This is a genomic window from Hydrogenophaga sp., assembly GCF_018780075.1.
GTDB lineage: Bacteria > Pseudomonadota > Gammaproteobacteria > Burkholderiales > Burkholderiaceae_C > Hydrogenophaga.
On record NZ_JADMKB010000003.1, the window covers coordinates 186,609 to 209,123 of the forward strand.

At 69.0% G+C, this 22,515-nt stretch carries 29 protein-coding genes; 5 read left to right on the forward strand and 24 right to left on the reverse strand.

The genetic code is table 11. From position 1 onward, the window contains the following. The first annotated feature begins 41 nt into the window (after positions 1-41). The gene (locus IV088_RS01065; protein WP_291096751.1) at positions 42-983 is read left to right on the forward strand and encodes a class I SAM-dependent methyltransferase; all 942 of its coding nucleotides are present in this window, start codon (positions 42-44) and stop codon (positions 981-983) included. Between the two features lie 203 nt (positions 984-1,186). On the opposite strand, the gene IV088_RS01070 is transcribed toward IV088_RS01065, so the two are convergent. Both IV088_RS01070 and IV088_RS01075 read right to left on the reverse strand, forming a co-directional pair. Further along, positions 1,187-2,110 carry a patatin-like phospholipase family protein gene (locus IV088_RS01070; RefSeq protein WP_291096753.1) on the reverse strand — a complete coding sequence of 308 codons (924 nt, stop codon included), beginning with the start codon at positions 2,108-2,110 and terminating at the stop codon, positions 1,187-1,189. Between the two features lie 17 nt (positions 2,111-2,127). Further along, the gene (locus IV088_RS01075) at positions 2,128-2,913 is read right to left on the reverse strand and encodes an SDR family oxidoreductase (RefSeq protein WP_291096755.1); all 786 of its coding nucleotides are present in this window, start codon (positions 2,911-2,913) and stop codon (positions 2,128-2,130) included. 104 nt (positions 2,914-3,017) lie between these two features. Here IV088_RS01075 and IV088_RS01080 point away from each other — a divergent pair, with 104 nt between their 5' ends. Beyond that, positions 3,018-3,926 (forward strand): AraC family transcriptional regulator, encoded by a 909-nt coding sequence (locus IV088_RS01080; RefSeq protein WP_291096757.1) that lies wholly within the window; start codon positions 3,018-3,020, stop codon positions 3,924-3,926. A 117-nt stretch (positions 3,927-4,043) separates the two neighbouring features. Here the strand turns inward: IV088_RS01080 and IV088_RS01085 are convergent, their stop codons facing one another. Beyond that, positions 4,044-5,819 carry a winged helix-turn-helix domain-containing protein gene (locus tag IV088_RS01085; RefSeq protein ID WP_291096759.1) on the reverse strand — a complete coding sequence of 592 codons (1,776 nt, stop codon included), beginning with the start codon at positions 5,817-5,819 and terminating at the stop codon, positions 4,044-4,046. A 126-nt stretch (positions 5,820-5,945) separates the two neighbouring features. Here IV088_RS01085 and IV088_RS01090 point away from each other — a divergent pair, with 126 nt between their 5' ends. Continuing rightward, entirely contained in the window at positions 5,946-6,272 is a 327-nt protein-coding gene (locus IV088_RS01090; protein WP_291096761.1) for a hypothetical protein, read from the forward strand. Here the strand turns inward: IV088_RS01090 and IV088_RS01095 are convergent. Both IV088_RS01095 and IV088_RS01100 read right to left on the reverse strand, forming a co-directional pair. After that, positions 6,259-6,471 carry a hypothetical protein gene (locus IV088_RS01095; RefSeq protein ID WP_291096763.1) on the reverse strand — a complete coding sequence of 71 codons (213 nt, stop codon included), beginning with the start codon at positions 6,469-6,471 and terminating at the stop codon, positions 6,259-6,261. The genes IV088_RS01090 and IV088_RS01095 overlap by 14 nt on opposite strands. Then, a complete protein-coding gene (locus tag IV088_RS01100) occupies positions 6,468-7,994 on the reverse strand; it encodes a DUF2779 domain-containing protein (RefSeq protein ID WP_291096765.1) in 1,527 nt (508 codons plus the stop codon). Before IV088_RS01100 ends, IV088_RS01095 begins: the two co-directional genes overlap by 4 nt. Positions 7,995-8,162: 168 nt before the next feature. Here IV088_RS01100 and IV088_RS01105 point away from each other — a divergent pair, with 168 nt between their 5' ends. Further along, positions 8,163-8,807, forward strand: coding sequence for a glutathione S-transferase N-terminal domain-containing protein (locus IV088_RS01105; protein WP_291096767.1), 645 nt, complete (start codon positions 8,163-8,165; stop codon positions 8,805-8,807). Positions 8,808-8,836: 29 nt separating this feature from the next. Next, positions 8,837-9,277: a hypothetical protein gene (locus IV088_RS01110; RefSeq protein ID WP_291096769.1), complete on the forward strand. Its 441-nt coding sequence runs from the start codon at positions 8,837-8,839 to the stop codon at positions 9,275-9,277. On the opposite strand, the gene modC is transcribed toward IV088_RS01110, so the two are convergent. The 19 genes from modC to IV088_RS01205 form a co-directional block, all read right to left on the reverse strand. Beyond that, complete coding sequence (modC, locus tag IV088_RS01115) at positions 9,274-10,347, reverse strand: molybdenum ABC transporter ATP-binding protein (protein WP_291096770.1); 1,074 nt, start codon at positions 10,345-10,347, stop codon at positions 9,274-9,276. The two genes, IV088_RS01110 and modC, sit on opposite strands and share 4 nt — an antisense overlap. Next, positions 10,344-11,015 carry a molybdate ABC transporter permease subunit gene (gene modB / locus IV088_RS01120; RefSeq protein ID WP_291096771.1) on the reverse strand — a complete coding sequence of 224 codons (672 nt, stop codon included), beginning with the start codon at positions 11,013-11,015 and terminating at the stop codon, positions 10,344-10,346. Before modB ends, modC begins: the two co-directional genes overlap by 4 nt. 7 nt (positions 11,016-11,022) lie before the next feature. Beyond that, positions 11,023-11,775, reverse strand: coding sequence for a molybdate ABC transporter substrate-binding protein (modA, locus tag IV088_RS01125; RefSeq protein WP_291097068.1), 753 nt, complete (start codon positions 11,773-11,775; stop codon positions 11,023-11,025). 75 nt (positions 11,776-11,850) lie between these two features. Continuing rightward, the gene (locus IV088_RS01130; RefSeq protein ID WP_291096772.1) at positions 11,851-12,282 is read right to left on the reverse strand and encodes a TOBE domain-containing protein; all 432 of its coding nucleotides are present in this window, start codon (positions 12,280-12,282) and stop codon (positions 11,851-11,853) included. Positions 12,283-13,087: 805 nt separating this feature from the next. After that, a complete protein-coding gene (locus tag IV088_RS01135) occupies positions 13,088-13,459 on the reverse strand; it encodes a hypothetical protein (protein ID WP_291096773.1) in 372 nt (123 codons plus the stop codon). A 5-nt stretch (positions 13,460-13,464) separates the two neighbouring features. Continuing rightward, complete coding sequence (locus tag IV088_RS01140) at positions 13,465-15,075, reverse strand: FAD-dependent oxidoreductase (protein WP_291096774.1); 1,611 nt, start codon at positions 15,073-15,075, stop codon at positions 13,465-13,467. A 131-nt stretch (positions 15,076-15,206) separates the two neighbouring features. After that, positions 15,207-15,503 (reverse strand): 2Fe-2S iron-sulfur cluster-binding protein, encoded by a 297-nt coding sequence (locus IV088_RS01145; protein WP_291096776.1) that lies wholly within the window; start codon positions 15,501-15,503, stop codon positions 15,207-15,209. Positions 15,504-15,540: 37 nt separating this feature from the next. Next, positions 15,541-16,377, reverse strand: coding sequence for an SIR2 family protein (locus tag IV088_RS01150; RefSeq protein ID WP_291096777.1), 837 nt, complete (start codon positions 16,375-16,377; stop codon positions 15,541-15,543). Between the two features lie 9 nt (positions 16,378-16,386). Then, positions 16,387-17,550, reverse strand: a complete 1,164-nt coding sequence (locus IV088_RS01155) for a DegT/DnrJ/EryC1/StrS aminotransferase family protein (RefSeq protein ID WP_291096778.1) — start codon at positions 17,548-17,550, stop codon at positions 16,387-16,389. Positions 17,551-17,655: 105 nt separating this feature from the next. Further along, on the reverse strand, positions 17,656-17,916 hold the full coding sequence (locus tag IV088_RS01160) for a hypothetical protein (protein WP_291096780.1): 261 nt from the start codon (positions 17,914-17,916) through the stop codon (positions 17,656-17,658). A 3-nt stretch (positions 17,917-17,919) separates the two neighbouring features. Further along, on the reverse strand, positions 17,920-18,144 hold the full coding sequence (nifT, locus tag IV088_RS01165) for a putative nitrogen fixation protein NifT (RefSeq protein ID WP_291096782.1): 225 nt from the start codon (positions 18,142-18,144) through the stop codon (positions 17,920-17,922). Positions 18,145-18,175: 31 nt separating this feature from the next. Beyond that, on the reverse strand, positions 18,176-19,321 hold the full coding sequence (locus IV088_RS01170) for a cysteine desulfurase family protein (protein WP_291096784.1): 1,146 nt from the start codon (positions 19,319-19,321) through the stop codon (positions 18,176-18,178). Continuing rightward, positions 19,318-19,647: a hypothetical protein gene (locus tag IV088_RS01175; RefSeq protein ID WP_291096786.1), complete on the reverse strand. Its 330-nt coding sequence runs from the start codon at positions 19,645-19,647 to the stop codon at positions 19,318-19,320. The genes IV088_RS01170 and IV088_RS01175 overlap by 4 nt, the downstream gene beginning before the upstream one ends. After that, the gene (locus tag IV088_RS01180; RefSeq protein WP_291096788.1) at positions 19,644-19,925 is read right to left on the reverse strand and encodes a nitrogen fixation protein NifZ; all 282 of its coding nucleotides are present in this window, start codon (positions 19,923-19,925) and stop codon (positions 19,644-19,646) included. Before IV088_RS01180 ends, IV088_RS01175 begins: the two co-directional genes overlap by 4 nt. Then, complete coding sequence (locus IV088_RS01185) at positions 19,922-20,284, reverse strand: nitrogen fixation protein NifZ (protein ID WP_291096790.1); 363 nt, start codon at positions 20,282-20,284, stop codon at positions 19,922-19,924. Before IV088_RS01185 ends, IV088_RS01180 begins: the two co-directional genes overlap by 4 nt. Next, positions 20,277-21,113: a 4Fe4S-binding leucine-rich repeat protein gene (locus IV088_RS01190; RefSeq protein ID WP_291096792.1), complete on the reverse strand. Its 837-nt coding sequence runs from the start codon at positions 21,111-21,113 to the stop codon at positions 20,277-20,279. The genes IV088_RS01185 and IV088_RS01190 overlap by 8 nt, the downstream gene beginning before the upstream one ends. Then, on the reverse strand, positions 21,110-21,700 hold the full coding sequence (locus tag IV088_RS01195) for a hypothetical protein (RefSeq protein ID WP_291096794.1): 591 nt from the start codon (positions 21,698-21,700) through the stop codon (positions 21,110-21,112). Before IV088_RS01195 ends, IV088_RS01190 begins: the two co-directional genes overlap by 4 nt. Before the next feature lie 10 nt (positions 21,701-21,710). Then, entirely contained in the window at positions 21,711-22,121 is a 411-nt protein-coding gene (locus IV088_RS01200; RefSeq protein WP_291096796.1) for an iron-sulfur cluster assembly accessory protein, read from the reverse strand. A 181-nt stretch (positions 22,122-22,302) separates the two neighbouring features. Continuing rightward, entirely contained in the window at positions 22,303-22,497 is a 195-nt protein-coding gene (locus tag IV088_RS01205) for a 4Fe-4S binding protein (RefSeq protein WP_177138544.1), read from the reverse strand. Positions 22,498-22,515 lie beyond the last annotated feature (18 nt).

The following is a 22,515-nucleotide window of genomic DNA, read 5'->3' on the forward strand; positions in this document are numbered from 1 at the left end:
CGTGGTTGGACACTGCGCACCCCTGAATCTCGGAGCCCGCATTGAACCCACTCGACGCCAGCCGCACAGCCCTCGCCACATCACTGATGCGCGCACTGCATTCGCGCCACGACCCCGCTCCTCTGCTTGACGACCATTGGGGTGATCGACTGGTTCCAGATACCGTTCGCACGGCGCTGTGCCAACGCGTTCTCGACGGCATGCCGCCGACCGCGCGAGCCGAAGCGGCGGCGGCCCCTGCCGAACTGCTCGCCCAGTCGTTGCGCTCGAATGCCGCCTACGCCGATGTGATCACCCGGGCTCGTTATGCGGAGGACGCGCTGAAAGCCGCTGTCGAACGGGGCGCCACGCAGTACGTGATCATCGGCGCTGGCTTCGACAGCTTTGCGTATCGGCGACCCATCTGGGCCGCCGAACTGAACGTCTACGAGATCGACCATCCCGCGACGCAAGAGATGAAGCGACAACGCTTGGCGGCATGCGGCGTCGATGCGTCGGTATCCGTTGAATTCATCGCCGCGGACCTTTCGGCCGAGACATTGGGCTCGGCCCTGGCCCGCTCTTCATTCCAACCCGGTCGATGGACGTTCTTTTCATGGCTTGGCGTGACCATGTACCTGACCCGGGAGGCGAATCTCTCTGCCCTTGCGGCGATCGCCTCATCCGCACCGGAGGGCAGCGAACTGGTGTTCAACTACGTTGACCAAGACACCCTCCATCCCGGAGCCCTCGTGGCGGAAGCGTTCAGCCAGCTGAAGTCGGCGGTGTCTTCCGCAGGTGAGGCGTTCTTGTCGGGCTTCGATCCGGCCGAGGTCAGGGAGCAGTTGCAAGCGGCGGGCTTGTTGCTCCTTGAAGACTTGAACGGCGACCAAGCCGTCGCTCGATACGATGTTTCTGGTCTGAACGGTCTGCGATCAGCGGCTGCCGCGCACATCGCACACGCCCGCGTTGCGCGCCCTTCTCCGGCGCGGATGTCTGCCTGATCCACACCCGACACGGCTTGCCGCCGCTGGCCCGCTGCAGGTCGCCGCCGTGATCACCGCTTCTGCCCGCCAGGATGCCGCCGCGCAGGCGCTCCACGACCACGTTGTTGAAGAACTGCGGCGAGGCTGAGGTCGCCCCCGCCGCTGCGCAAGCTGCTTCCCGCGGTTCTGATCTCACGCGTTGAAGCCGACCTGTCAGGCGGCTATTCGACCATCGCTTCCGACCGCCACGTCTTCAGCGCCGCCTGAGTGGCCCAGTACCCCGCTTCGATGGCTTGCATTTGCGAGGGCCTGTCGGACATGCCCGGCACATCCACCACCGGGGCGACCAACACGTCCGCCTCCGCCATCTCCGGTGCTGCAATCAGGCAGCTCTGGGACTGCATGACTTTGCCGAGCACGGCCGGCACGTTCACGGCGGTGGCCCGAGGGCTCTGGCAGTAGATGTCGACCGCGACCACCACGTCGGCGCCCATGGCCCGTGCGAACCGGACCGGCACCAGGCTGGTGATGCCGCCGTCGATCAGGTGCCCGCCGGGGTAGGCCACCGGCACCTGCATCCCCGGCACGGCTGAAGACGCCTGTATGACCCGCCCGGCCGGGCCGCTGTCCAGCAGCAGCGGCTGCGCGCTCTGCAGATCGGTGGCAACGGCGGCGAAGCGGATGGGGAAGTTCTCGATCCGGGTGCCACCGATGAGGGTGTTGGCCCAGTTCGCGAGCTTGTCGCCCCGGATGAACCCGCCGGCTTGCCAGGTGAAGTCGAGCAAAGACGACACCTTCACGCCGAGCGCGGCCTGCCGGATCTGCTCGACGCTCAGGCCGCTGGCGTAGGCCGCGCCCACCACGGAGCCGGCCGACGTGCCGACCACGATGTCGGGGCGCATGCCGGCTTCTTCGAGCGCTCGCAAGGCGCCCACATGCGCAAACCCGCGCAACCCGCCGCCGCCCAGGGCGAGCGCGACCGTGGGGCGCTGCCCACGGGCCGGCACGGTGCGTTGGACGTCGGACAGCGTGTGCGGTTGCAGCTCGGCGGGCGCCGGCTGCCCGGTGGAGGCGAAGCCCATCGTCAGCAGCAACGCCACGAGGGGAGTTGCCCATGGGGCATGGGTTTTCAGGTGGGTTTTCATGGCGACTCGCCCGGGCATCACAAGGCGATGCTGTGTTCGCGGGCTGTTCCGGCGAACAACGGGTTGCGCGCTGCCAGCGCCACCGCATCGGCGCCGGCCGGATACCGCAGCTGGGGCGAAGCATCGTTCGCGGCCAGCCAGACGGCTTCGGCCACGTCCCGTTCGCTCGTGGTGGCGGCGGGCTGGCCCAGCGTGGCGAAGACAGATTGGGCGTAGGGCACATAGGCCTCGGGGACCAGGCCTTGCATGCGCTCGGCGCCATTGGCCGTGAACCGGGTGGTGGGCGCATAGCCCGGCTGGACGAGCTTCACGCGCACGTTGAAGGCTTCCAGCTCAAAGGCCAGCGAAGCGGTGAAGCCTTCGATGGCGGTCTTGCTCGCCGTGTAGGCCGCCACCAGGGGCATGGGGGCCAGCGTGGCGCTGGAGGTCACGTTCACCACCAGGCCGGCGCGGCGGGCGCGAAACTGCGGCAGCACCGCCTGCGTCATGGCCATGGTGCCGAAGGTGTTGGTCTCGAAGATGTCGCGCACCGTCGCCATGGGCGTGGCTTCGAAGGCGCCGAAGAGGCCGAGGCCGGCGTTGTTCACCAGCACGTCGATGGGCCCTGCGGCCTCCAGCGTGCGGGCGATGCTCTCGGGCCGGGTCACGTCCAGCGGCAGCACCTGCAAGTTCGAAGACGGCGGCAGCAGGTCGGCGCGCGGGCTGCGCATGGTGGCCAACACCCTCCAGCCTTGGGCGTGGAAGTGGCGGGCGGTTTCGAGGCCGTAGCCGGAAGAGCAGCCGGTGATCAGAACGGTTTTCATGTCAGAACTCCTGGTGGTTTGGTTGAGGAATGGCGCAACGATACCGGTCAAGAACCGGATTTAATACAATCAATAGTCCATATTTCATTTGCAAGAGTCCGACCATGATCGATCCCCTCACCGAAGTCATTGCCCTGATGCGACCGCGCGCGGTGTTCTCCAAGGTGATCAGCGGGGCGGGCGCCTGGGCCGTGCGTTACGCGGCCTTCGGCCAGCCGAGCTTCTGCACGATGCTGGAGGGCGAATGCGTGCTGGCGGTGGACCAGCAGGCGCCGGTCACCTTGAAGGCGGGGGACTTCGTGTTGATGCCCGCCACGCCCGGGTTCACGCTGTCCAGCCAGGAACCCGCGGTGCCGGTGTTCCTCGACCCGAAGGACACGCAGGGATCGGCGGCCGAGCTGCGCCATGGGCGGCAGGACGGGCCGCCCGACGTGCGCATGCTCGGTGGTTATTTCGAGTTCGACTCGCCCGATGCCGCGCTGCTGGTGTCGCTGCTGCCGGTGCTGCTGCACGTGCGCGGCATCGAGCGCCTGTCGGTGCTGGTGAAGCTGGTCCGGGAAGAGTCGCTCGACGCACGGCCGGGCCGCGAGCTGGTGCTGGCCCGGCTGGTGGAGCTGCTGCTGATCGAGGCGCTGCGCTCAACCACGGGGGACAGCGCCCCACCCGGTTTGCTGCGCGGGCTGGCCGACGCGCGGGTGGCCGTGGGGCTGCGGCTGATGCATGGGGCACCCGCGCGCACCTGGACGGTGGATGCGCTGGCCCGGGAGGCCGCGCTGTCGCGCTCAACGTTCTTCGAACGGTTCTCGCGCGCCGTCGGCCTGCCGCCCATGGAGTACCTGCTGGCGTGGCGCATGGCGCTGGCCAAGGACCTGCTGAGCCGCAGCGGCGTGACCATCGCCGAGGTGGCCGAGCGGGTGGGCTACAGCTCGGCCAGCACCTTCAGCACGGCCTTCAGCCGCCACGTGGGGCAACCACCCGGCCGGTATGCCCGCCAGCCATTGGCAGCGAACTGATCGCTGATGGCTCCGCTGAACCAGTCCAGAGGTGGCGCGAGGTTTGCGTGCATCGATGCACCTGAGAGACGAAGGTGAAGATGAAGCAACAGACCCTGGCCGCAGCGCGGAATCGACCTATTCAGGCAGTCCAGCCTTCGCCAACCCCTCGTAGTAACGCTCGCGCTGGGCGCGGCAGAGGTCGTTCGCGCAGAGCCGCTCGTTGCGGAACGACGAGATCGTGTAGTCGGGCAGCCGCCGTCTGAACTCCGCCAGCGCCGCGCGCGCGGTTTCCGTCTCGCCCAGGTTCGCGGCCGCCGCGGCGACCCACGAATGAGCCACCGCGTGCTGCGGCCGTTCGAGCACCGAGCGCTGCGCCCATTCGAGCGCTTCGCGGTCGTGGCCCAGGTGCAGATGCGCCGTCGCGGTGACGATGAAGATGCCGTTGAGATTCGGATCGCGCGGGCTGAGCCGCCGCGCCTGCTCAAGGGCGGCGATCGCTTCATCGGGCCGGCCGAGCGTGCAACGGGCATAACCGAGCCAGAACCAGGCGCTCGCATCGTTGCGATTCAGCACGATCTGGCGTTCGAGCAACTCCACCGCCTGCTCGGAGCGACCGGCCAGCGCCAGCGTCGTACCGCGCACGCCGACGACCCGTGCATCGGCGGGATCCAGCTGGAAGGCCTGTGCCGAGAGCCTGTCCGCCTGTTGCAGCCACTGCTCGCGCGTCGCGCCGCGCAGGCCCAGCCAACGCTGCGACACGTCGTAGTTGTAGGTCTGCGCCAGCAGCGCGATGGCCAGCGCCGACCCCGGGTCGCGCGCGCTCACCTGCTCGAGCAGCCGGCGCGCCTCCTGCAGCGAGTCCGGCGTCGTCCGGTTGAACTGCAGCAGCCACCGCGCCTGCAGCAACAGGTCCTGTGAGTCGGCGGAAGGCCTTGCTCGCGCACGTGCGGCTTCCACCTCCTGCAACGTCAGGTCCAGCGACCTGGCCACCGTCCCCGTGACTTGGCGGTACAGCGCGGAAACGTCGGGCAGCTCGCCGTCGATGCGGTCTGCCCACAGGGTGCGCCCGCTCTCGCTGTCGACGAGTTGCAGGGTCAGGCGCGCCGTGTCGCCCAGGCGCACCAGGCCGCCCTGGAGCACGTAGCGAACGCCGAGCTCGCGGCCCACCTGACGGGCGTCGACGTTGCGGCCGCGGTAGCTTTCCGCGGTCGCCCGGGCGATGACGAAGCTCTCGGGGATGCGCGTCAGGTCGACCGTGATCTCGTCGGTGAGCACGGTGGCCAGCCGGTCCTGCGCCGGGTCGGCGCCATCACTGGCCAGGGGGAGCACGGCGATCGACAGGCGAGGCAGCGCCGGCGGCGCCGCCGGTGCGTCGCGTTGCGGCCACCACCCAACAAGCGCTGCCGCGGCGACGACGGCGGCGGCGGCGACCGCGAGGCCACGCCAGAGCGCGACGGCAGCAGCGCCTCTCGTCAACGGCGCGGTGGTCTCACCCTCCAACTGGCCCATCGCCGTCCGAGTCGACGGGGGCGGCACCGCCGCTTCGCCAGCGGGTGTGGCCAGCCCCGCATCGCCGACGCGCGAAGCCGGCGCAGGCTCGACCGGCGCCGCGAAAACATACCCCCGCCGTGGCAGTGTCTTGATGATGTCCTGCCCGTTCTCGCCGAGCACCTGCCGGATGTCGGACACACAGCGCGTCAGCGACTCCTCACCGACCACGACATCGGGCCAGACGGCGGCCAGGAGCTCATCCTTGCCCACCGGCCGGCCTGCGGCCTCGGCCAGGTAGACCAGCACATCGAAGCTGCGCGGGCGAAGGTCAAGCCTCTGACCGGCCCGGCACAGCGTGCGGCATCCGGCATCGAGGTCGAAATCTTCGAAGCGCAAACGGGTGGAGGCTGGAACCTGCATCTGATCTCCTCGGCCTATGAGAGGAATTTTCAGCCTTTTTCACCACGCGCGCAGGTTTCTTCATGACGGCGCGGGAGCGGTCGATGCGCAATGACAGCTCCGCCCTCACCCGCCATCGGAGGCCCTATGACTCACCATCGCGCTCTGTCCATCGCAGCCACCGTCACTGCCGTGCTACTGCTCTCACCCCTTGCTTCAAACCTGCGCGCGCAACCACCCGACAGCACCGACGCTGCCGCCGTCCGCGAACTGCGCAGCCTGAAAGCGGCCTACCTGCGCTGCGACCGGGCCGCGACCGAGCGCGTGCTCGACATGGGCGAGGCGGCGAACTGCTCGGTCATTTACGAAGCGCTGCTCAAGGTCGGCTTCGGCGGCGATTTCAAGCGTCTGCTCGCCTGGTGGCAGGCCGAGCGTGTCACCGAGGCGCGCGGCGAACGCATCACCACGCCTTGAGGCAGCCAGGCCGGCCTCGGGATTTGCAGAGAACGCGCCATGGCGCGGCGGCAGCGACCAGGGCCGCCGTGAAGCCTTTGCAGAACGCCCAGTCCGGCGTCTGGGAAAAACCCATGTGCCGCCGCGCCCCGGGCCAGGCCTCCAGCGCGGCGAAGTCCTCGGCACTCAAGGGCAAGCGTTCGTTCGCCACGGAGTTCATGGTGTGGTTCCCGCTTGTTCAAACAACGCCAGCAGCTGGCGCAACACCGCCGTCTCGCGCTGGCCATGGGCTTGCAGCGCGGCCCGGCAGGCGGTGCGCACGGTGGCGCTCTGGCCGGGTTTCTGCATCAGCGCAAACACCGCACGGGCCGAGCGCCCTGCGCCCATGTCCAGCGTGGGGTCGAGCACGATGCCCATGGCCAGCCCGGGCGCCACCGCGCGCGCCATGGAGCGGAACGACCACGAGCCCGCCATGACCGGGTGGTAGTAATGGTTGCGCGCGATCTGGAACAGGTCGACGAAACGCGGCAGCAGCGCCTCCAGCGCGGGTGCAAGGTCGTCAAACCACTGCGCCAGCTCGCGGATGCGGTTGCGCTCGAAGCCGGCGTTGTAGGCCAGCACCGCGCCCGTTGTGCCGAGCGCGCCCAGCAGCGACAGCGCAAACGCCCGGCGCGGGTCACCGCCCTGGGCCTCGGCCAGAAAGTGGTGTTCGCTCCAGGCGCCGTCCGCCGCCTGCACCGCGCAGCTCCACTGGAACGGCAGCGTCTGATAAGGCCGGGTGCCGGGCCAGATCGGCACGGCCAGGCCGATGGTGTCGAAGCGCAGGCAGTGGCGCGGATACGGCCAGGCTTGCGCCAACGCGGCCACCTCGGGCTCCAGCAGCGGCGCGCCCTGCTGCACCGCGCGCACGGCGCGGCGCTGGCGCGGCGGGGCGAGGTGTTCGGGGCGCAGGCTCATCACATCAAAGTGGCCGGCCGCGCGCCATTCGGCGGCGGCTTCGCGCCCCAGGATGTCGAGGCTGGCCTCGGCGTGTTCGGCCGTGGCCGGCAGCGGGCAAGCCTTGCAGGTCGCTGTGAACTCGCAGCCGCTGCCCTGGTGGCAATGCGGCCCGGGCGCGGCGGCCGGCTCCGAGCCGCGTTCGCACTGACGCATGGCGCCCAGCCAATCGGCCACCGGGCGCGAGCCGAGCACGGGGCCCAGGTCCACCTCGCGGAACAGGCCGGCGTAACAACCGTGGCCGGGATAGACGAAATCGGTGTCCACCAGCAGCAGGCCCACGCTCTGCACCGCGAAGCCGCAGCGCGCGGCCACGTGGGTCCAGAGCGCGACATCGTCCACGTCGGTGTCGTCGCCCACGGTCGCGTAGCGCAGCTTGAACAGGCGCAGGCCGTTTTCACCGGCCGTCAGCACGTCGATGCGCACCTGGGCGCGGTCTTCGCTGGTCAGGCAGGCCCCCAGGATGGCCCAGCCCTCGGGCGGCACGGCGTCGCTGTCGAGGCAATTCAGGGTGTGGCGCACGGCCTGCAACCACTGCGCGGGGCTTTGAGGCGCGGCCACCGTGTCGGCGTGCGGGAACGAGGCGCGCAGGGCCGGGTCCAGGCCGGTGCCGGGTTCTGGTTCAGCGGGCGCTGACGCTGCCGCGGACACGCCGCGTTGCAGCTGACGGCGCGACAGCCAGAAACGGCGCTCGCAGCTGCGCCAGCGGCGCAGGTCGTCGGTGTTGAGGGGCGGAGCAAAAACCATGGGCGCTACCAGACAAAGCCGACACAGAGCCGGACCGTGAACAGGACAAAGAGCACAGCGCCAGGGCGCAGCACGCCATGGCATCGGTGGACAGCTGCTGTTTAGCAAGCAACGTGCAAGCCCAGCGGCCCGATCCAGCGTGGCGCGGGTCTTGCAGACCGGCCCCGCATGACGCTCCAGTTCCACATGACCCCCGGCTCCTGCACCACCGGCATCCACATCCTGCTCGAAGAGCTGGAGCTGCCGTTCCAGGTGAGCATCGTCAACCTGCAGGCGGGCGACCACCGAAAGCCCGCCTACCTTGCGATCAACCCCAGGGGCACGATCCCGACCCTGGTGCTCGACGACGGGAGCGCCCTCACCAGCTTTCCGTCCATCGCCTGCTGGCTGGCGCGGCGCCACCCGCGCAAGCGCCTGCTGAGCGACGACCCCTTGGTGGCCGCGCGCACGCTGGAACTGCTGGATTGCGCGGTGAACACGGTGCATGGCCAGGGCTTCACGCGCATCTTCACCACCGAGAGCTACCTGCCCGAGGGTCTGGACCCGGCCGAGACGTCCCGGTGGGCGGCAGCGATCACAGCGCAAGGCCAGGCCATCGTGCGCGAAGCCTTTGTCGTGGTCGAAGCCAGTCTGCCCGAGACCGGTTACGCCATGGGCGCCGACTTCACAATCGCCGACGCGGCCCTGTTCTACGTGCTCTTCTGGGCCAGCAAGACCAACCTGCCCATGCCGCCGCGCTGCCAGGCCCTGTTCGAACGCGTCCGCGCACGCCCGGTGGTGAACCAGGTGCTGCGCGAAGAAGGCTACCGCTGAAGCCACCCACCCGACCAACAGGACACACCATGAGCAAGACCGAGCTGCTGAGCCGCAACCGCGTGATCCTCTGCCACTTTGACGACTACAGCCACGCGCTGCTGTTTCCGCGCTGGGCGCACGGCATGCTCTGGCCGCAAGCCCTGCCCGAAGGCGCCGAGCCCATGGCCACACCGGTCGCCGAGCCTGCGGGGCACGAGGCCGTAACGCTCAAACAGATCGTGGTGGAAGACACCGGTCTGAACCCCGACGAATTGACCACCACGGACGACTTTCAGGCCTGGTTCCAGACACCCGACGGCCCGCTGCGCGTGCACCTGCTGCGCTTCACCACCCCCGACGCGCCCAAGCCCGCGATCACCGCGCTCGGCGGCACGTTCAAGGCACTGAGTGAACTGCGCGGTGGCGCCATGGCCGAGCTGCTGCTGTTGCGCGAAGCGTTCCGGCTGGTCGGTGGCGGGCCGTCCTAGCCGATCAACGCCACCGCCTTGATCTGCGCCCACACGGCCTGACCGGGTTGCAGGTTCAGCGCCGCCGCCGAGCGCCGCGTCAACCGCGACAGCAGCGACGACGAAGTCCCCACCCGCAAGCGGCACAAGGCCAGCGCCGGGTGGCTGTCGTCGGCCAGTTGGTCCACCACCACCGGCAGGCTGTTGAGCAGGCTCGTGTCGGTCGCGGGCGAGAGCGCCAGGCTCACGTCGCGCGCCAGGATGCGGATGCGCACCGTGGCGCCCTTCTCTTGCCCGCCGTCGCGCACCCAGAGGCAGCCGCCCGGGAACGCCACCCGGGCCAGGCTCCAGGCCGCGTCGCGCTCCACCACCACGCCCTCCAGCACCACGCCCGCGTCTTCGCCCAGGCGGATCGGCAGGTCCACCCGCGACAGCACCTCGGCCAGCGGGCCCGAGGCCAGCGCCCTGCCCGCTTCCATGGCGACGATGTGGTCGGCCAGGCGTGCCACCTCGTCGGGCGCGTGGCTCACGTAGATCACGGGGATGTCCAGCTCGCGGTGCAGGCGCTCCAGGTAGGGCATGAACTCGTTCTTGCGCGCCAGGTCCAGCGCGGCCAGCGGCTCGTCCATCAGCAGCAGGCGCGGGCTGGTGAGCAGCGCGCGCGCGATGGCGATGCGCTGGCGTTCGCCGCCCGAGAGCCCGGCGGTGCGGCGCTCCAGCAGGTGGCCAATGCCCAGCAGCTCGATGGCCCGGTCCCACTCCACGCGCTGCTGCGCTGCCGTGGCGCGCGAAAGACCGTACTGCAGGTTGGCGCGCACGCTCAGGTGCGCAAACAGCTGCGGCTCCTGGAACACGTAACCCAGCGGCCGCCGGTGCGTGGGCAGCGCCTGAGCGCCGTCCTGCCAGACCTCGCCGTTGACCACGCAACGACCGCTGGGCGCGGCGTTGAGGCCGGCGATGCAGCGCAGCAGTGTGGATTTGCCACAACCCGAAGGACCGAACAGCGCGGTCACGCCACGGCCGGGCAGGCTCAGGTCCACGTCAAGCGTGAAGCCGGCGAAGTCCTGGCGAAAGCGGATATCGAGGCTCATGCCTTGCTTCCCCACCCGCGCCCGTTGAGCAACATCAGCACAGCGAACGAAAACACCAGCATGCCGCCGGCCAGCCAGTGGGCGTTGGTGTACTCCATCGCCTCCACGTGGTTGTAGATCGCCATCGACAGCACCTGCGTCTGGCCCGGGATGTTGCCGCCGATCATCAGCACCACGCCGAATTCGCCCACGGTGTGCGCAAAGCCCAGCACCGCGGCCGTGATGAAGCCCGGGCGCGCCAGCGGCAGCGCCACGCTGAAAAACGCGTCCAGCGGCGAGGCGCGCAAGGTGGCCGCCGCTTCCATCGGCGCGCGGCCGATGGCGGCAAAGGCCTGCTGCAGCGGCTGGATCACGAAGGGCATGGAATACAGGCATGAGGCCACCACCAGACCGGCGAAGGTGAAGGGCAACAGGCCCAGACCGAGCGCCTGCGTGAGCCGGCCCACCGGCCCCTGCGGCCCCATGAGCACCAGCAAATAGAAGCCCAGCACAGCGGGCGGTAGCACCAGCGGCAGCGTGACCACCGACCCCACCAGGCCCTTCAGCCGAGAGGGCGTGCGCGCGAGCCACCAGGCGACCGGCGTGCCCAGCGCGAGCAGCAGCACGGTGGTGAGGCCGGCCAGCCGGATGGTGAGCCAGACGGCGGTGAGATCGGCAGCGGTGGGCATGCTGCCCTCACTTCGGCAACTCGTAACCGTAGGTCCGGATCAGCGCCTGCGCCTTGGCGCCTTGCAGGTACTTCAAGAGCGCGGTGGCGCCGGGCTTGTCCTTGCCCGGGGTGAGCAACACCGCGTCTTGCCGGATGGGGGTGTAGAGGTTCGCGGGCACCACCCAGGCCGAGCCTTCGATCTGGCCGTCTTTCAGCACCTGCGACAGCGCGACAAAGCCCAGCGGGCTGTTGCCGCTGCTGATGAACTGGTGGGCCTGGATCACGGTTTCGGCGGTCACGAATTTGGGGCTCAGGCTGTCGAACACGCCCATCGCTTTCATGGTCTCCACCGCCGCAGCGCCATAGGGCGCGAGCCTGGGGTTGGTCAATGCGATGTGCTCGAACGTGCCGCGCTTGAGCACCTCACCGGCCGCGTCCACCACGCCGGGCTTGGGGGACCACAACACGAGCTTGCCGATGGCGTAGCTGAACGCGCTGCCGGCCACCGCCGCGTTTTCCTTGAGCAGCCTGGCCGGGGTTTCGTCGTCGGCCGCGAGCAGGATTTCAAACGGCGCGCCGTTCTTGATTTGTGCGTAGAACTTGCCGGTGGAGCCGAACGAAGCGACCACCTTGTGGCCGGTGTCCTTTTCGAACTCGGCGGCCAGCCGGTTGAACGGTGCAGTGAAGTTGGCGGCCACCGCCACCGGGATCTCGTTGGCGCTGACGCCCGTGGCGACCAGCAAGAGGCCAGCGAACAGGGAAGAGACAAAGGTTTGCATGCTCATGGAAACGCTCCTGGGTTGGAAGGCGGTGAAAGATTCAACGGCGGGAACGCGGCTGGGTTGGCGAGGGCATCAATCCGTGGACACGAGAAACACGCTCGACGCCTTAAAGATCGCGGTGACGGGCTGACCCACCGCGAGCCCCAGACGCTGCACACTCGGGTCGGTGACCACGGCGGTGAGCACGTGGTGGCTGCCGGGCAAGCTCAGAGTGACCTCGGCATTGACCGGGCCGTGGTGGATCTGCCGCACCTGGCCGCGAAAGCGGTTGCGGGCCGAGATGCGTGCGCCCTCCTCGTCCACCATCAACACGATGGAAGAGGCCTTGACGAAGGCGAGCAGGTCGCGACCTTCGGCCAGGCCAAGGTTCTGCGCGGACCCGTTCGTGACGGTGGCGGTGAGCGCCAGTGAAGGGCCGAGGCGCAACGTCACCTCGCTCTCCACCGCACCCACCCGCAAAGCGCTGACAGGACCGGCGAACTGGTTGCGGGCGCTGGTTTTCATGGTCAGCTTCCTCAGGATGTGCCGAAACTCGGCGATGTCGGGTTCACTCCTGTGAACAAGCCGACGGGCTCGGTAGGGATCACGACACAACGCACGGGTCTTGCCGCTGCGTTGTGTGCTTTGCTACACAACGGTCACCCCATCGTGGGTTGGTGGCCTGGTTTGCAAAACGCGGGCCAGCTTGGGGAGAGAGAGCGCTCTCTCGGAGCCTTTTGGTTGAACTCAGATCTCGTCCGTGGCACCTCGCGAGCCAAGGCGTGTGCGCTCAGGCCACAGCGCTTGAGTGAGGCGGTCGGCGCTGTGCGCCGACTTCCCTGCGATGCTCGCGGCCGTGGCCCGTCGCCAAACTCGTTGCGTTCGCTGCGCTCTCTCTGCTCAGACATGGCGACGAATCAGTTGACGAAGCGCGCTGCGCGCGCGGCCACGGCCCCTGCGCTTCTCGGCGCCTCACAAGGCGCGCTGCGGCCTGAGCGCACACGCCTTGGCAGAAGTGGTGTTGGTGCGCCAACGGTGGAACGCCCATTCACTTCTTGCTGCGGCAGGCGCTGTCCGGTGGGGGCGATTTTCCGGGGTGGCTGTGTCCGCCCGTCTGGGGCCGGACGCGCAGGTGCGCGCATCGTCAACTGACTCGCGGCCCTTGTCCGAGCGGAGAGAGCGCAGCGAACGCAGCGAGTTGGGCCGCGCCGGCGCCAGACGGGTGGGCACAGCGAAGTCGGCGCAGCCGACCACCCCGGATGAGCCCCCGCCGGGCAGCGCCTGCCGCAGCCGCGCGGTGCCCCTCAAACCACCATACGTTTTCAGGCGCTCAAGCCAAGCTCATGCGAAACAGATCGGGCTGGCTCTGCCGGTACACCCGCAACCACAGCAGCGTCGCAGGCACCAGCGACTGGCTGGCGAACCACAAGGCTTCGTCCAGGGTCTCTCCGGGTGGTCCGGCGAGTTGGACACGCATCAGCGCCCAGCCCGACCAGTCGAGCTCGGGCATGGTGGCGCGCTGCTCGGGCTCGATCTGCGCCACGCTGGCGGCCAGGGTCACGAGCTGGCGCAGCACCTCGCCGCGCGTGAGACGCGAACGCATCAGTTCCTCGCGCGGCAATTGTTCCACCAGGATCAGCACCGCTTCGCAGGCGCCCTGGATCAGGCCCAACAAGGCGCTGTGCAGCATGGGTTGGCTCATGGGTTTCAGGCACTGACCGCCACAGACTGGGCCTGCAGCAAACGGGCGTTGAGCTCGATGGCGAACTCGCGCCAGGCCGCGGCCAGGTCGAGCGTGATGGCGCGCTGGGTCTCGGCATCGGGCGTCTGGTCCTGCGCGAAGTTCGACAAAGCACACGAGCCGGCGTTGAAGGCCAGCGCGGCCTGCAGTAAGCCCTTGTTCCAGCCAGCAAACGGTGCCAACAACTGCGGCGTGAGCGCGTGCTGCCCTTGCGAGACCGCAGCATCGGCAGCGTCGATCGCAGGCAACAAGGCGTCGATCTGCGCCAGGCTCTCGCTGTAGACGCGGTCCACCGTCGCCAGCAGCGCGCGCTGCGTGAGCAGATCGTGTTGCTGGCTGGAGAGCAGGCGCGTGAGGTGGCGGCGGTACTGGTCGGGCGCGGCGGCGGCGCGCGCGGCCACGCCCTCGGCAAAGGCCCGCAGCGCTGCCTCGCGGTCGTGGGCCGCGGGCTCATGAATGACGGCAGTGGGCGCTTTCTGGCGCAGCAGCGCGTGGGCGATGCGGTCGGCCGCTTCGAGCGCGCCCTCCATGTGACCCGCGCCGTGGGCCGCCGTTTCGCTGCCGCCCAGGAACATCCGGCCGCTCCACTGCGGCTGGCGCAGCAACGGGTCGGCCAGCGGCGGCTCGGGCGGCGTGGCGCGGTCGGTGTCGCTGCAGGTCCAGGGCTCCAGCGCCCAGTCCTGCAGTTGCAGCCGGCCACCTTGCGCGGCCTGGCCGTGGAGCTGCGCGAGCTGGCTCTCCATCAGCAGCGGCAGGCCGCGCTGGAAGTGTTCGCGCTGCGCCGGGTTCAGCGCCACAAAGCCGCCCAGCGCCGCGCCCCCGGCGTCGTCGCAGGCGTCGAACACCTCGCCGAGCACGGCCTGCGGATGGCGCACGAAGGCGTTGCCCGACCGCCCGGCTTCGCGCCAGAAAGGCTGATCGAACGTGACCAGGGCCTTGGCGTGGGTCGCCATCCAGGTGGCTGTGGCTTCCAACGCGGCCCAGACCGTCGCCGGCAGCGGTGGATCCAGCAGCATGCGGTCATGCACCAGGCGCGGCGGCAAGGCCAGCACGACTTGTCGCGCGCGCAGCGGCGCACCGGTCTCCAGCATGAGCTCGATGTGAGAACCGCGGTCGCGCAGCACGCGCACGGGCTTGCCCAGTTGCAGGCAGCCCTCGGGCAAACCTGCTGCAAGTGCATCGGCCAATCGTGCCGCGCCGCCCTGGATGCGCCGCGCACCCGCGTGCACGCCGCCCTCTTCCTGCCGCCGTTCGGGTTCGCGGTTCGGGTCGGTGAGCCAGAGCGCGTCGCCCGGATCGTGTTGCGCCAGCGTGGCCAGCCCCAGCTCACCCAGCAGCGCGCTGACGCGAGGCTCGGTCTCGGGCCAGTACCAGGTGGCGCCCAGGTCGAGCGCCTGGCCGGTCTGCGCATCGCTGCGGGTCAACACCCGGCCGCCGATACGCTCTCGCGCTTCGACCAGGGTCACGTCCAGGCCGCGAGCGATCAGGGTTCGGGCCAGCGCCAGGCCACACAGGCCCGCACCGACCACCACCACGTCGGCCACTTTCTGGGTGGGCAAATGCAACAGCTCAGCCATACCGGTACCTCACGCAGTGGAGAGCACAGCGGCGTGCGACACCTCCCCACCGGGAACACCGCGGAACCGGCTTCGCCGGGCCGCAGGTGTTGCCCCCTGGGGGGTGGCGCCGCAGGCGCGCGGGGGGTGCTTCATGTGGTCATCAAGAGTTCGACGGTGATCGGGTCTTCACCGAGCACGGCCTGGCAGGCGAGGCGCGAGGCCGATCCGATGCCCACCATGCCGTCGAGCTTCTCGTTCTCCAGCGGCTGGATGCGCGACAGGCTCTTGCGGCCGCTGGTGACGAAGACGTGGCAGGCCTCGCACTTGGCGTTGCCGCCGCACTTGCTCATGACGGGCTCGCCCACGCCGAGCAGGGCTTTGAGGAGGGTGGTGCCGGCGGCAACTTCGTAGGACTTGCCGGAAGGAAGGACGGTGATCGTGGTCATGGTTGTGGCCTCGTGGCTGGTTGGGAAAGGGAAAAGGTCAAGCGAGCGCGGGTTGCAGGGCGTCGATCAACGCCGCCGAAAAATCGGCCAGCGGCATGTTGATGCGCGTGATGCCCTGCTCTTCGAGGAAGCGCGCTTCCATGCGGGTCGGCTCGTTGGGCAACACAGCCCAGTGCAGGTCACTGGAGCGTTTCATGATCTGGCGCGCAAAGCAGCGCGTGAGCTGGTCGTCAAAGCGGCAGCCGAGGACCAGGAAGCTGCGGCCGCTGCGCCAGGCCTGCACGGCCGCGGGGATGGGGGTCTGGATGTCGATCTCGGTCAGCACTTCCACATAGTCGCTGTCGGACACCAGGTAGTTGCCGGCCGGGCTGTGGCCGCCCCAGGGTTTGTAGTGCGTGGGCGCCACCGGCAGGGTGTCGAGCGCCTGGCCCTGGGCGTCGTAGGCGCCGGTCCACTGGCCAAAATGTTCGGACTGAGACAGGCCTTGCACCTGGTTCCAGCCACTGCCGCCGCGCACGCGGGTCAGCGCGTTCAGCATGGTGTCGTCGTACCAGGTGTCGACCCAGAGGCCGGCGTTGCTGCCCGCGAGCGCCAGCTGCAGGGCCGAAGGCTCGGGCGAACTCGCAAAGGCCTCGTTCATCAGGTGCACCACCGACTTGCGGTGTTTGAAGTTTTCGATGAACTGGGCCGCCTGCGTCAGGCGGTTGCGCACCTTGTGCGGCACGCTGACCTTGGCCGTCATGAAGGTCGCCAGGTCCAGCGGCGTGGCCGGCACCTTGCCGGGCTCACACAGCGACAACATGTCCGGGCCCAGGTAGGGGATGACGCTGCCGCCGTCGAGGCGGCGGGCGATGTCTTGGATCAGGTCGGTCATGGTGTTTCCTTAGAGATATATGGCGGCGCCGGCACCGACGTTGGTCGCGGTGTCTTTCAATGTGGTCACGATGTACTGCACCTGGACTGCGTCGAGCTGGGTGTGCAGCGGCAGGGCCAGGGCGCGGTCGCCGATGCGGTCGGTGTCGCGCAGCAGGCCCCGCTGCTGGCCGATGGCCGCGGCCGCGTTCATGTAATAGAACTGCTGGTGCAGCGGGTGGCTGTAGGCGGCAGTCTCGATACCGCTGGAGGCCAGGTCGTCGACCATCTGCGCGCGGGCGCTGGCGGTGAAGCGTTTGCCGAGGTGAACGACGTAGAGCATCCAGTGCACCTCGTCCACGTTCTCCGCCAGGTACGGTGGCTTCACGCCCTCGAAGCTCTGCATCTGCTCGTGGTACCAGAGCTCCACCTGCTTGCGCTCCATCAGCCGGTCGTCCAGGCTGGCGAGCTGGGCCAGGCCGAGTGCGGCGGTCATCTCGCTCATACCGGCCTGCAGTGGCACGCGCGAACCGACCGAGACCGAATGACGGTCGCTCACGCGGCGCTGGCGCAGGTAACGCAGCTCGTGCACCAGCGCGTCGTCGTCGGTGACCAGCATGCCGCCTTCGCCAGTGCACAGGGCCGAGGGCTGCGAAAAGTCGAACACCGACACATCGCCAAAGCTGCCCACGGTCTGGCCCTTGTAGCGCGAGCCCAGGGCCTCGGTGCTGTCTTCGATCAGGGGGATGCCGTGCGCTTTCGCGAGCGCACGCAATGGGTCCCAGTCGGCCGGGTGGCCGTTGGTGTTGCCGGCCAGGATGGCGCGGGACTGCGGCGTGATCTTGAGCGCGGCTTTTTCCGGGCTCAGGCAGCCGGTCCAGTAGTTGATGTCGGCGAACACCGGCGTGGCGCCCGCGAGCGTGATGGCCTGCGCCACCTGGTGCCAGGCGTGGCTGCTGCAGACCACCTCGTCGCCCGGGCCGATGCCGTAGGCGCGCAGCGCGATCCAGGTGCCCAGGGTGCCGCTGCCCACCGCGACCGCATGGCGCCGCCCGGCCCAGCCCGCGAAGGCACGCTCGAACGATTCCAGCATGGGGCCATCGCCCCAGCGGGCGGACTCCAGCACGGCGGTGACGAGCTGGATCTCGCGCTCGCCGCACTCGGGCTCGTAGAGGGAGATGGCATCGATTTCCATGTTCAAGTCCTTGAAAGCGTGCGCAGCGCAGGGCCGCCCCAAGCAAGCACAGCCCCCTCGGGGGGCAGCGCAGTACACGGAGTGACAAGCGTGGGGGTCATGTGCTCAGTCCTGGGTGAGGATCAATGCATCGGCTTCTTCGGGCTGCTCGGTCACGCTCCAGCAGTGGCCGTTGGAGGTGGCGAGGTAGACCTTGCGGGCGCCGAGCGTCAACGCCGGCTTTTCGTCGCGCATGTCCATCGCATCGACCAGCACCACCTTCATGTCGGGGTGCTGGGAGCGCCAGATCGAGGCGGCGTCGCGCAGGGTGGCGGCAGCGCCCACGAGTTCGCCGGCCGCGAGCAGGTGTTCGGTGCTGATCGACATGGCTCAGTCCTCCGAGACCGACGAGGCCAGGCGGCGCGCTTCGACGGTGATGGGCAGCGTCGTGCCTTCGGGCATGACCGGCAGTTCGAGCTGCCAGCCGTTGGCCAGCGTGACCAGCCCACCCCACATGCCGGGATTCACCATGTCGACGATGGGTTCTTCCAGGTCTTTCTTCGGCACATAGGCGCTCAACACACCTTTGGCATCGCGGCGGATCATCACTTTCATCATCGGCTCCAGTGGGTAGGCAAACAGGAATTCAGGACGCAGCGGTTTCGGCGCTGAGCAAGGGTTCGAGCAAGGCGGGCAGGCTGTTGAGCAGCAGGGCGATGTCTTCACTTTGGGTTTCATCGCCGAGCGAAAAACGGATGGCGCACAGGGCCTCGTCGCGCGGCACGCCCATGGCGGTCAACACATGCGAAGGCTCGCTGCCGCCCGAGGAACAGGCCGCGCCGCTGCTGGCGGCCACGTTCAGGCGCGAAAGGCGCTGCAGCACGACGTCGGCGTCCACCATGCCGAACCGCAGGTAGCTGGTGCCCGGCAGGCGCGGCACACCCTGGCACCACACGTGCAGGCCGGGCAGTTCGGCCAGACCGCGTTCGAGCGCGTCGCGCAGGCCGGCCACCCGTTCGGCCCGGGCCTGGAGGTCTCCCAGGCGCTCCAGCGCCGCGGCCAAACCGACGATGGCCGGCAGGTTTTCTGTGCCGCCGCGCCGGCCGCGCTCCTGGCTGCCCGGCACCGGCGGTGCAAACGCCCTGCCCTGGCGCAGCAGCAAGGCGCCCACGCCCTTGGGGCCGTGGAACTTGTGGGCCGAGAGCGAAACCGCGTCGGCCGGGTACTCGGCAAAGGCGAACGGCAGCTTGCCGATCCACTGCGTCGCGTCCACGTGCATCGCGGCGCCGGCCGCGTGGGCCAGGGCCGCGATTTCATTCACCGGCATGAGCGCACCGGTTTCGTTGTTGGCCGCCATCAGCGAGACCAGGGCCAGGTCCGGGCCCATCAGGGCTGCGGCGGCGGCCAGGTGAATGCGGCCGTCGGGCGACACGGGCATGACGTCCACGGGCACGCCCTGCTCTGCCAGCGAGCGCGCGAGGCGCAGCAGGGCCGAGTGTTCGACCGCGCCGATCAGCAGGCGCTGGCGGCCTTGCGCTTTGGCCGCGGCGAGCAGGCCGGTCAAGGCCATGTGGTTGGCCTCGGTGGCGCCGCTGGTGAAGATGAGTTCGCTGGTCTTGCAGCCCAGCGCCTTAGCAGCCATGGCCCGCGCCGCACCGAGCACGCGCTTGGCGTCCTGCCCCGGGCCGTGCTGCGACGAAGCGTTGGCCCAGGCGTTCACGGACACCGGCCCCATCGCATCCAGCACCTCGGGCGCGGGCGGTGTCGTGCCGTTGTGGTCGAGATAGATCATGGCCAGAACTGACGCTCGCTGTCGAGGCAGAGGAGATCCAGAAGGGGTTCGATCTGGTCGGCCCGCTCTTTCACCACCCAGGCTTGCTGTTGGTGGTCGCGTGCGCACAGCGTCCAGCAGGGGTGCTCGCCCACGGGCGGTTTCAGCAAGGCGATGGCGATGGTGCCGCCGCTCGGGTCCACGTTGCGCGAGCAGCAAGGGCTCTCGACCCGGTAGCCTTGCTCGTCGATCAACACGGTGGGCTGCACGAAGCGGTAGCGCACGCGTTCCTTCAGCGCCCGCTCCAGGCGGTGCAGCGTCAGGTCACGCGGTGCAACGGCGTTCATGCAGCCTCGTCTTCGGTCTCGGGCAGGAGGCCGGCCGGTGCGGGCACGAGTTCGATCTCCAGGCAGCCGACCACGCAGCCGGGGAACTGCACCAGGTAGACCGGTTCGTTGAGTTCCTGGGCGTGGCCGATGTTGACGATCTCGCCCACCGTGCCGCGCGCGGCCAGCAAGGCGTCGGGTTCGCGCTCGGGGTGGCTGCCGTCGTTGACCAGGTCGTCGAGCGCGATCACGCGCTGGCCCCAGGCGTAGACGGGTTCGCGGGGTTCAATGCCGTTCATGTGCTCTCCTGAGAAGGTTGGGCTTGACCGAGGGTGGTGATCGACGAAGCCTTGTCGCCGAGCTGCGCCAGCACCTCGGCGGGCAGGTTGTCCAGCGTGCAAAGCTCTTTGGCGCGCATGCCGACGCGGTGGCCGGAGTCGACGAAGTCGACGGCGTAGATGTAGAACTGCTGCAGGAAGGTGTTGATGTTGATGACGTAGCCGATCTCTCCCTTGTTCACCAGCACCTCGCCGATGTCCTTGCCGTTGTAGGTGCCGTCGTTGCGCACCACGGAGCGCGCGATCACGCGTTCGCCGTACTGGAAACGCGGGGGAAAGGCGAGTTCGATCTCGGCGTCGTCGCGGTTGATGTCAGCCATGCGGTGCTCCCGGCACGAGTGAAAGGGCCTGGCGCGGGTCCTGGCGTTCAAGCACGCTCTGGCGCACCAGCGGGTCGTTGTCTTCGCGCAAGGGGCCGAGCAGATCCGGGTCGGCGCGCTGCGCCACTTCCCAGCGCACGCGCCAGTCGGTGTCGGCCATCAGGCGCGGCAACAGCGGCGCGGGCAGGCGCTCGGCGACCGTGCGGCGCACCTCGGGCGATTCGTCGCTGAGCATGATCAGCAGCGCCGGCATTTCCAGGCGCTGGGCCACGATCAGGCGCACGGCGCGGTCCGGGTCGCGCGCCATGGTGGGCAGCAAGGCCAGCGGCAGGCGCCGCGCCACCCACTCGCGCACGCCGTAATCGGTGTCGTTGCGCATGGCGGCGAGTTCGGCGGTCTCCAGGCGCTGGGCCACGCGGATGCGCACCTCGCGGTGCGGGTCGTGTGCCATGCGGCCGAGCAGCTGCTGCGGCAGGCGCAGCGCGATCTGCAGGCGCACGGTTTCGTCCGGGTCGTCCATCAGCGAAGCCAGGCGGAACACGTTGGCGTGGCGCGCGGCGATGGCGCGCACCTCGAAGTACGCATGGCCGAGCTGGCGATCGCCCTGCTCCGGGTGCCAGCGGAAAAAGCGGTCGATGCGGCGCGCGTACACGTCCTGCATGCAGGCGTGGCCGGGTTCGCAGCCCTGTTCGGCCGGGCGGTCGCGCAGGGCCTGGTATTCGCAAGCGCTGCAGTCCACCGGGCCGCCCTGCCAGTGCGAGGCTTCGATGTCACCGGCCGGGGCGCGGGTGCCTTTGAACTCAAGCACCGAGGCGTCTTTGGAGTTCATAGCTTCGCCCCACTTCCGCTCCAGCCGCGCACCGGGTAGGCGCTCAGCGGGTCCACCGCATCGGGGGTGTCGGCCGCTTCGCGGCGCGCCAGCACGTGCGCGAGCAAGGCGCCACCGAGGTGGTCCTTGGGGTCGAGCTGGCGCAGCGCGGCCAGCATCAGGCGCGCTTCGTCGAAGTCGCCCATGCGCAGGCTCAAATAGGCCAGGCCCTTGAGCGTGAACAGGTAAAAGCGCACGGCCGGGTCGTGGCGCAGGGCATCGTCGTCGGGCGGCGTGTCGCCGAAGTTGGCGCCGAGCGCGGCGCGCGCAATCGCCAATGCGTCTTCACCGACCGCGCGGGCCTTGTCCAGCGCGTGGCCGTAGAAATGAAACCGGTAGAGCGCGATCAAGGGCCCGGGGTGGCTGGGTGCCAGGGCGCGGGCTTTTTCCAGCAAGGCCAGGGCTTCGTCGCTCTGGTCGCGTTTCAGGCCAGCTTCCTTGATCAACGCATCGACCTCAGGGCTGACCGCGCCGCCGATCGCACCGGCCCCGAACGAGCCGAGGGCGTCGTCGTCCAGACCCAGGTTGACGACGGCGGCGGCGTTCATGGCCCGGTTCTCAGGAGGCCAGCGTGGCGGGGCGACCGCGCCCGATGGCACCGATCTCGATCTTGGTCACCCCCACCACCGGCGCCGGGCTCTCGGCCGAGGCGCTGCTGCAGCCGCAGGCGGCCTGGTTGGGGTTGGTGAACGTGAGACCCGACTGCGTCGGCGTGTCGGCGAAGTCGACGATCACGCCTTCGAGCATCAGGCGGCTCTCGGCCCCCAGGAACAGGCGCAGACCTTCGATCTCCAGCACCTGCTCACCCGGGCCGGGCGCGGCCTCAGCGCTGAACTCCGAGCTGTAACCCGAGCAGCCGCCAGGCGACACCGCCAAGCGAAAACCCGCGCCGGCCGGCAGACCGGAGAAGCGCACGATGCGCGAGATGAACTTGACGGCGGCGGGCTTGAGGACGATGTTGGGCAGCATGGTGGTGGTCTCGATATGTGGAATGAACGCAAATAGCTCGGGAGGTCTCAAGCACAGACCGCACGCCCCAGGGCGAGCGCAGCAAAGCCCCCTCCAGAACACCGCGGAACCGGCTTTGCCGGGCCGCAGGTGTTGCCCCCTTGAGGGGGTGACGCGCCCCAAGGCGCGGCGCGGGGGTGGGTCAAATCTTTACGATGCAGCCGTCCACCGGGCACACGGCGACGCACTGCGGCTCGTCGTAGTGGCCTTCGCAGTCGGTGCACTTCTTGGGGTCGATGACGTAGGTGCCGCCTTTTTCGCGGATGGCGACGTTCGGGCACTCGGGTTCGCAGGCCGAGCAGGCGGTGCAGGTGGACGCGATGATCTTCATGGGCATGGTGGCTCTCCTTCTGGG

Excerpts from the sequence above, each read along its gene's own strand:
- IV088_RS01070 (WP_291096753.1), bottom strand. The coding sequence starts at position 2,110 with ATGAAAACCCACCTGAAAACCCATGCCCCATGGGCAACTCCCCTCGTG.
- IV088_RS01075 (WP_291096755.1), bottom strand. The coding sequence starts at position 2,913 with ATGAAAACCGTTCTGATCACCGGCTGCTCTTCCGGCTACGGCCTCGAA.
- IV088_RS01080 (WP_291096757.1), top strand. The coding sequence starts at position 3,018 with ATGATCGATCCCCTCACCGAAGTCATTGCCCTGATGCGACCGCGCGCG.
- IV088_RS01085 (WP_291096759.1), bottom strand. The coding sequence starts at position 5,819 with ATGCAGGTTCCAGCCTCCACCCGTTTGCGCTTCGAAGATTTCGACCTC.
- IV088_RS01090 (WP_291096761.1), top strand. The coding sequence starts at position 5,946 with ATGACTCACCATCGCGCTCTGTCCATCGCAGCCACCGTCACTGCCGTG.
- IV088_RS01095 (WP_291096763.1), bottom strand. The coding sequence starts at position 6,471 with ATGAACTCCGTGGCGAACGAACGCTTGCCCTTGAGTGCCGAGGACTTC.
- IV088_RS01100 (WP_291096765.1), bottom strand. The coding sequence starts at position 7,994 with ATGGTTTTTGCTCCGCCCCTCAACACCGACGACCTGCGCCGCTGGCGC.
- IV088_RS01105 (WP_291096767.1), top strand. The coding sequence starts at position 8,163 with ATGACGCTCCAGTTCCACATGACCCCCGGCTCCTGCACCACCGGCATC.
- IV088_RS01110 (WP_291096769.1), top strand. The coding sequence starts at position 8,837 with ATGAGCAAGACCGAGCTGCTGAGCCGCAACCGCGTGATCCTCTGCCAC.
- modC (WP_291096770.1), bottom strand. The coding sequence starts at position 10,347 with ATGAGCCTCGATATCCGCTTTCGCCAGGACTTCGCCGGCTTCACGCTT.
- modB (WP_291096771.1), bottom strand. The coding sequence starts at position 11,015 with ATGCCCACCGCTGCCGATCTCACCGCCGTCTGGCTCACCATCCGGCTG.
- modA (WP_291097068.1), bottom strand. The coding sequence starts at position 11,775 with ATGCAAACCTTTGTCTCTTCCCTGTTCGCTGGCCTCTTGCTGGTCGCC.
- IV088_RS01130 (WP_291096772.1), bottom strand. The coding sequence starts at position 12,282 with ATGAAAACCAGCGCCCGCAACCAGTTCGCCGGTCCTGTCAGCGCTTTG.
- IV088_RS01135 (WP_291096773.1), bottom strand. The coding sequence starts at position 13,459 with ATGAGCCAACCCATGCTGCACAGCGCCTTGTTGGGCCTGATCCAGGGC.
- IV088_RS01140 (WP_291096774.1), bottom strand. The coding sequence starts at position 15,075 with ATGGCTGAGCTGTTGCATTTGCCCACCCAGAAAGTGGCCGACGTGGTG.
- IV088_RS01145 (WP_291096776.1), bottom strand. The coding sequence starts at position 15,503 with ATGACCACGATCACCGTCCTTCCTTCCGGCAAGTCCTACGAAGTTGCC.
- IV088_RS01150 (WP_291096777.1), bottom strand. The coding sequence starts at position 16,377 with ATGACCGACCTGATCCAAGACATCGCCCGCCGCCTCGACGGCGGCAGC.
- IV088_RS01155 (WP_291096778.1), bottom strand. The coding sequence starts at position 17,550 with ATGGAAATCGATGCCATCTCCCTCTACGAGCCCGAGTGCGGCGAGCGC.
- IV088_RS01160 (WP_291096780.1), bottom strand. The coding sequence starts at position 17,916 with ATGTCGATCAGCACCGAACACCTGCTCGCGGCCGGCGAACTCGTGGGC.
- nifT (WP_291096782.1), bottom strand. The coding sequence starts at position 18,144 with ATGAAAGTGATGATCCGCCGCGATGCCAAAGGTGTGTTGAGCGCCTAT.
- IV088_RS01170 (WP_291096784.1), bottom strand. The coding sequence starts at position 19,321 with ATGATCTATCTCGACCACAACGGCACGACACCGCCCGCGCCCGAGGTG.
- IV088_RS01175 (WP_291096786.1), bottom strand. The coding sequence starts at position 19,647 with ATGAACGCCGTTGCACCGCGTGACCTGACGCTGCACCGCCTGGAGCGG.
- IV088_RS01180 (WP_291096788.1), bottom strand. The coding sequence starts at position 19,925 with ATGAACGGCATTGAACCCCGCGAACCCGTCTACGCCTGGGGCCAGCGC.
- IV088_RS01185 (WP_291096790.1), bottom strand. The coding sequence starts at position 20,284 with ATGGCTGACATCAACCGCGACGACGCCGAGATCGAACTCGCCTTTCCC.
- IV088_RS01190 (WP_291096792.1), bottom strand. The coding sequence starts at position 21,113 with ATGAACTCCAAAGACGCCTCGGTGCTTGAGTTCAAAGGCACCCGCGCC.
- IV088_RS01195 (WP_291096794.1), bottom strand. The coding sequence starts at position 21,700 with ATGAACGCCGCCGCCGTCGTCAACCTGGGTCTGGACGACGACGCCCTC.
- IV088_RS01200 (WP_291096796.1), bottom strand. The coding sequence starts at position 22,121 with ATGCTGCCCAACATCGTCCTCAAGCCCGCCGCCGTCAAGTTCATCTCG.
- IV088_RS01205 (WP_177138544.1), bottom strand. The coding sequence starts at position 22,497 with ATGCCCATGAAGATCATCGCGTCCACCTGCACCGCCTGCTCGGCCTGC.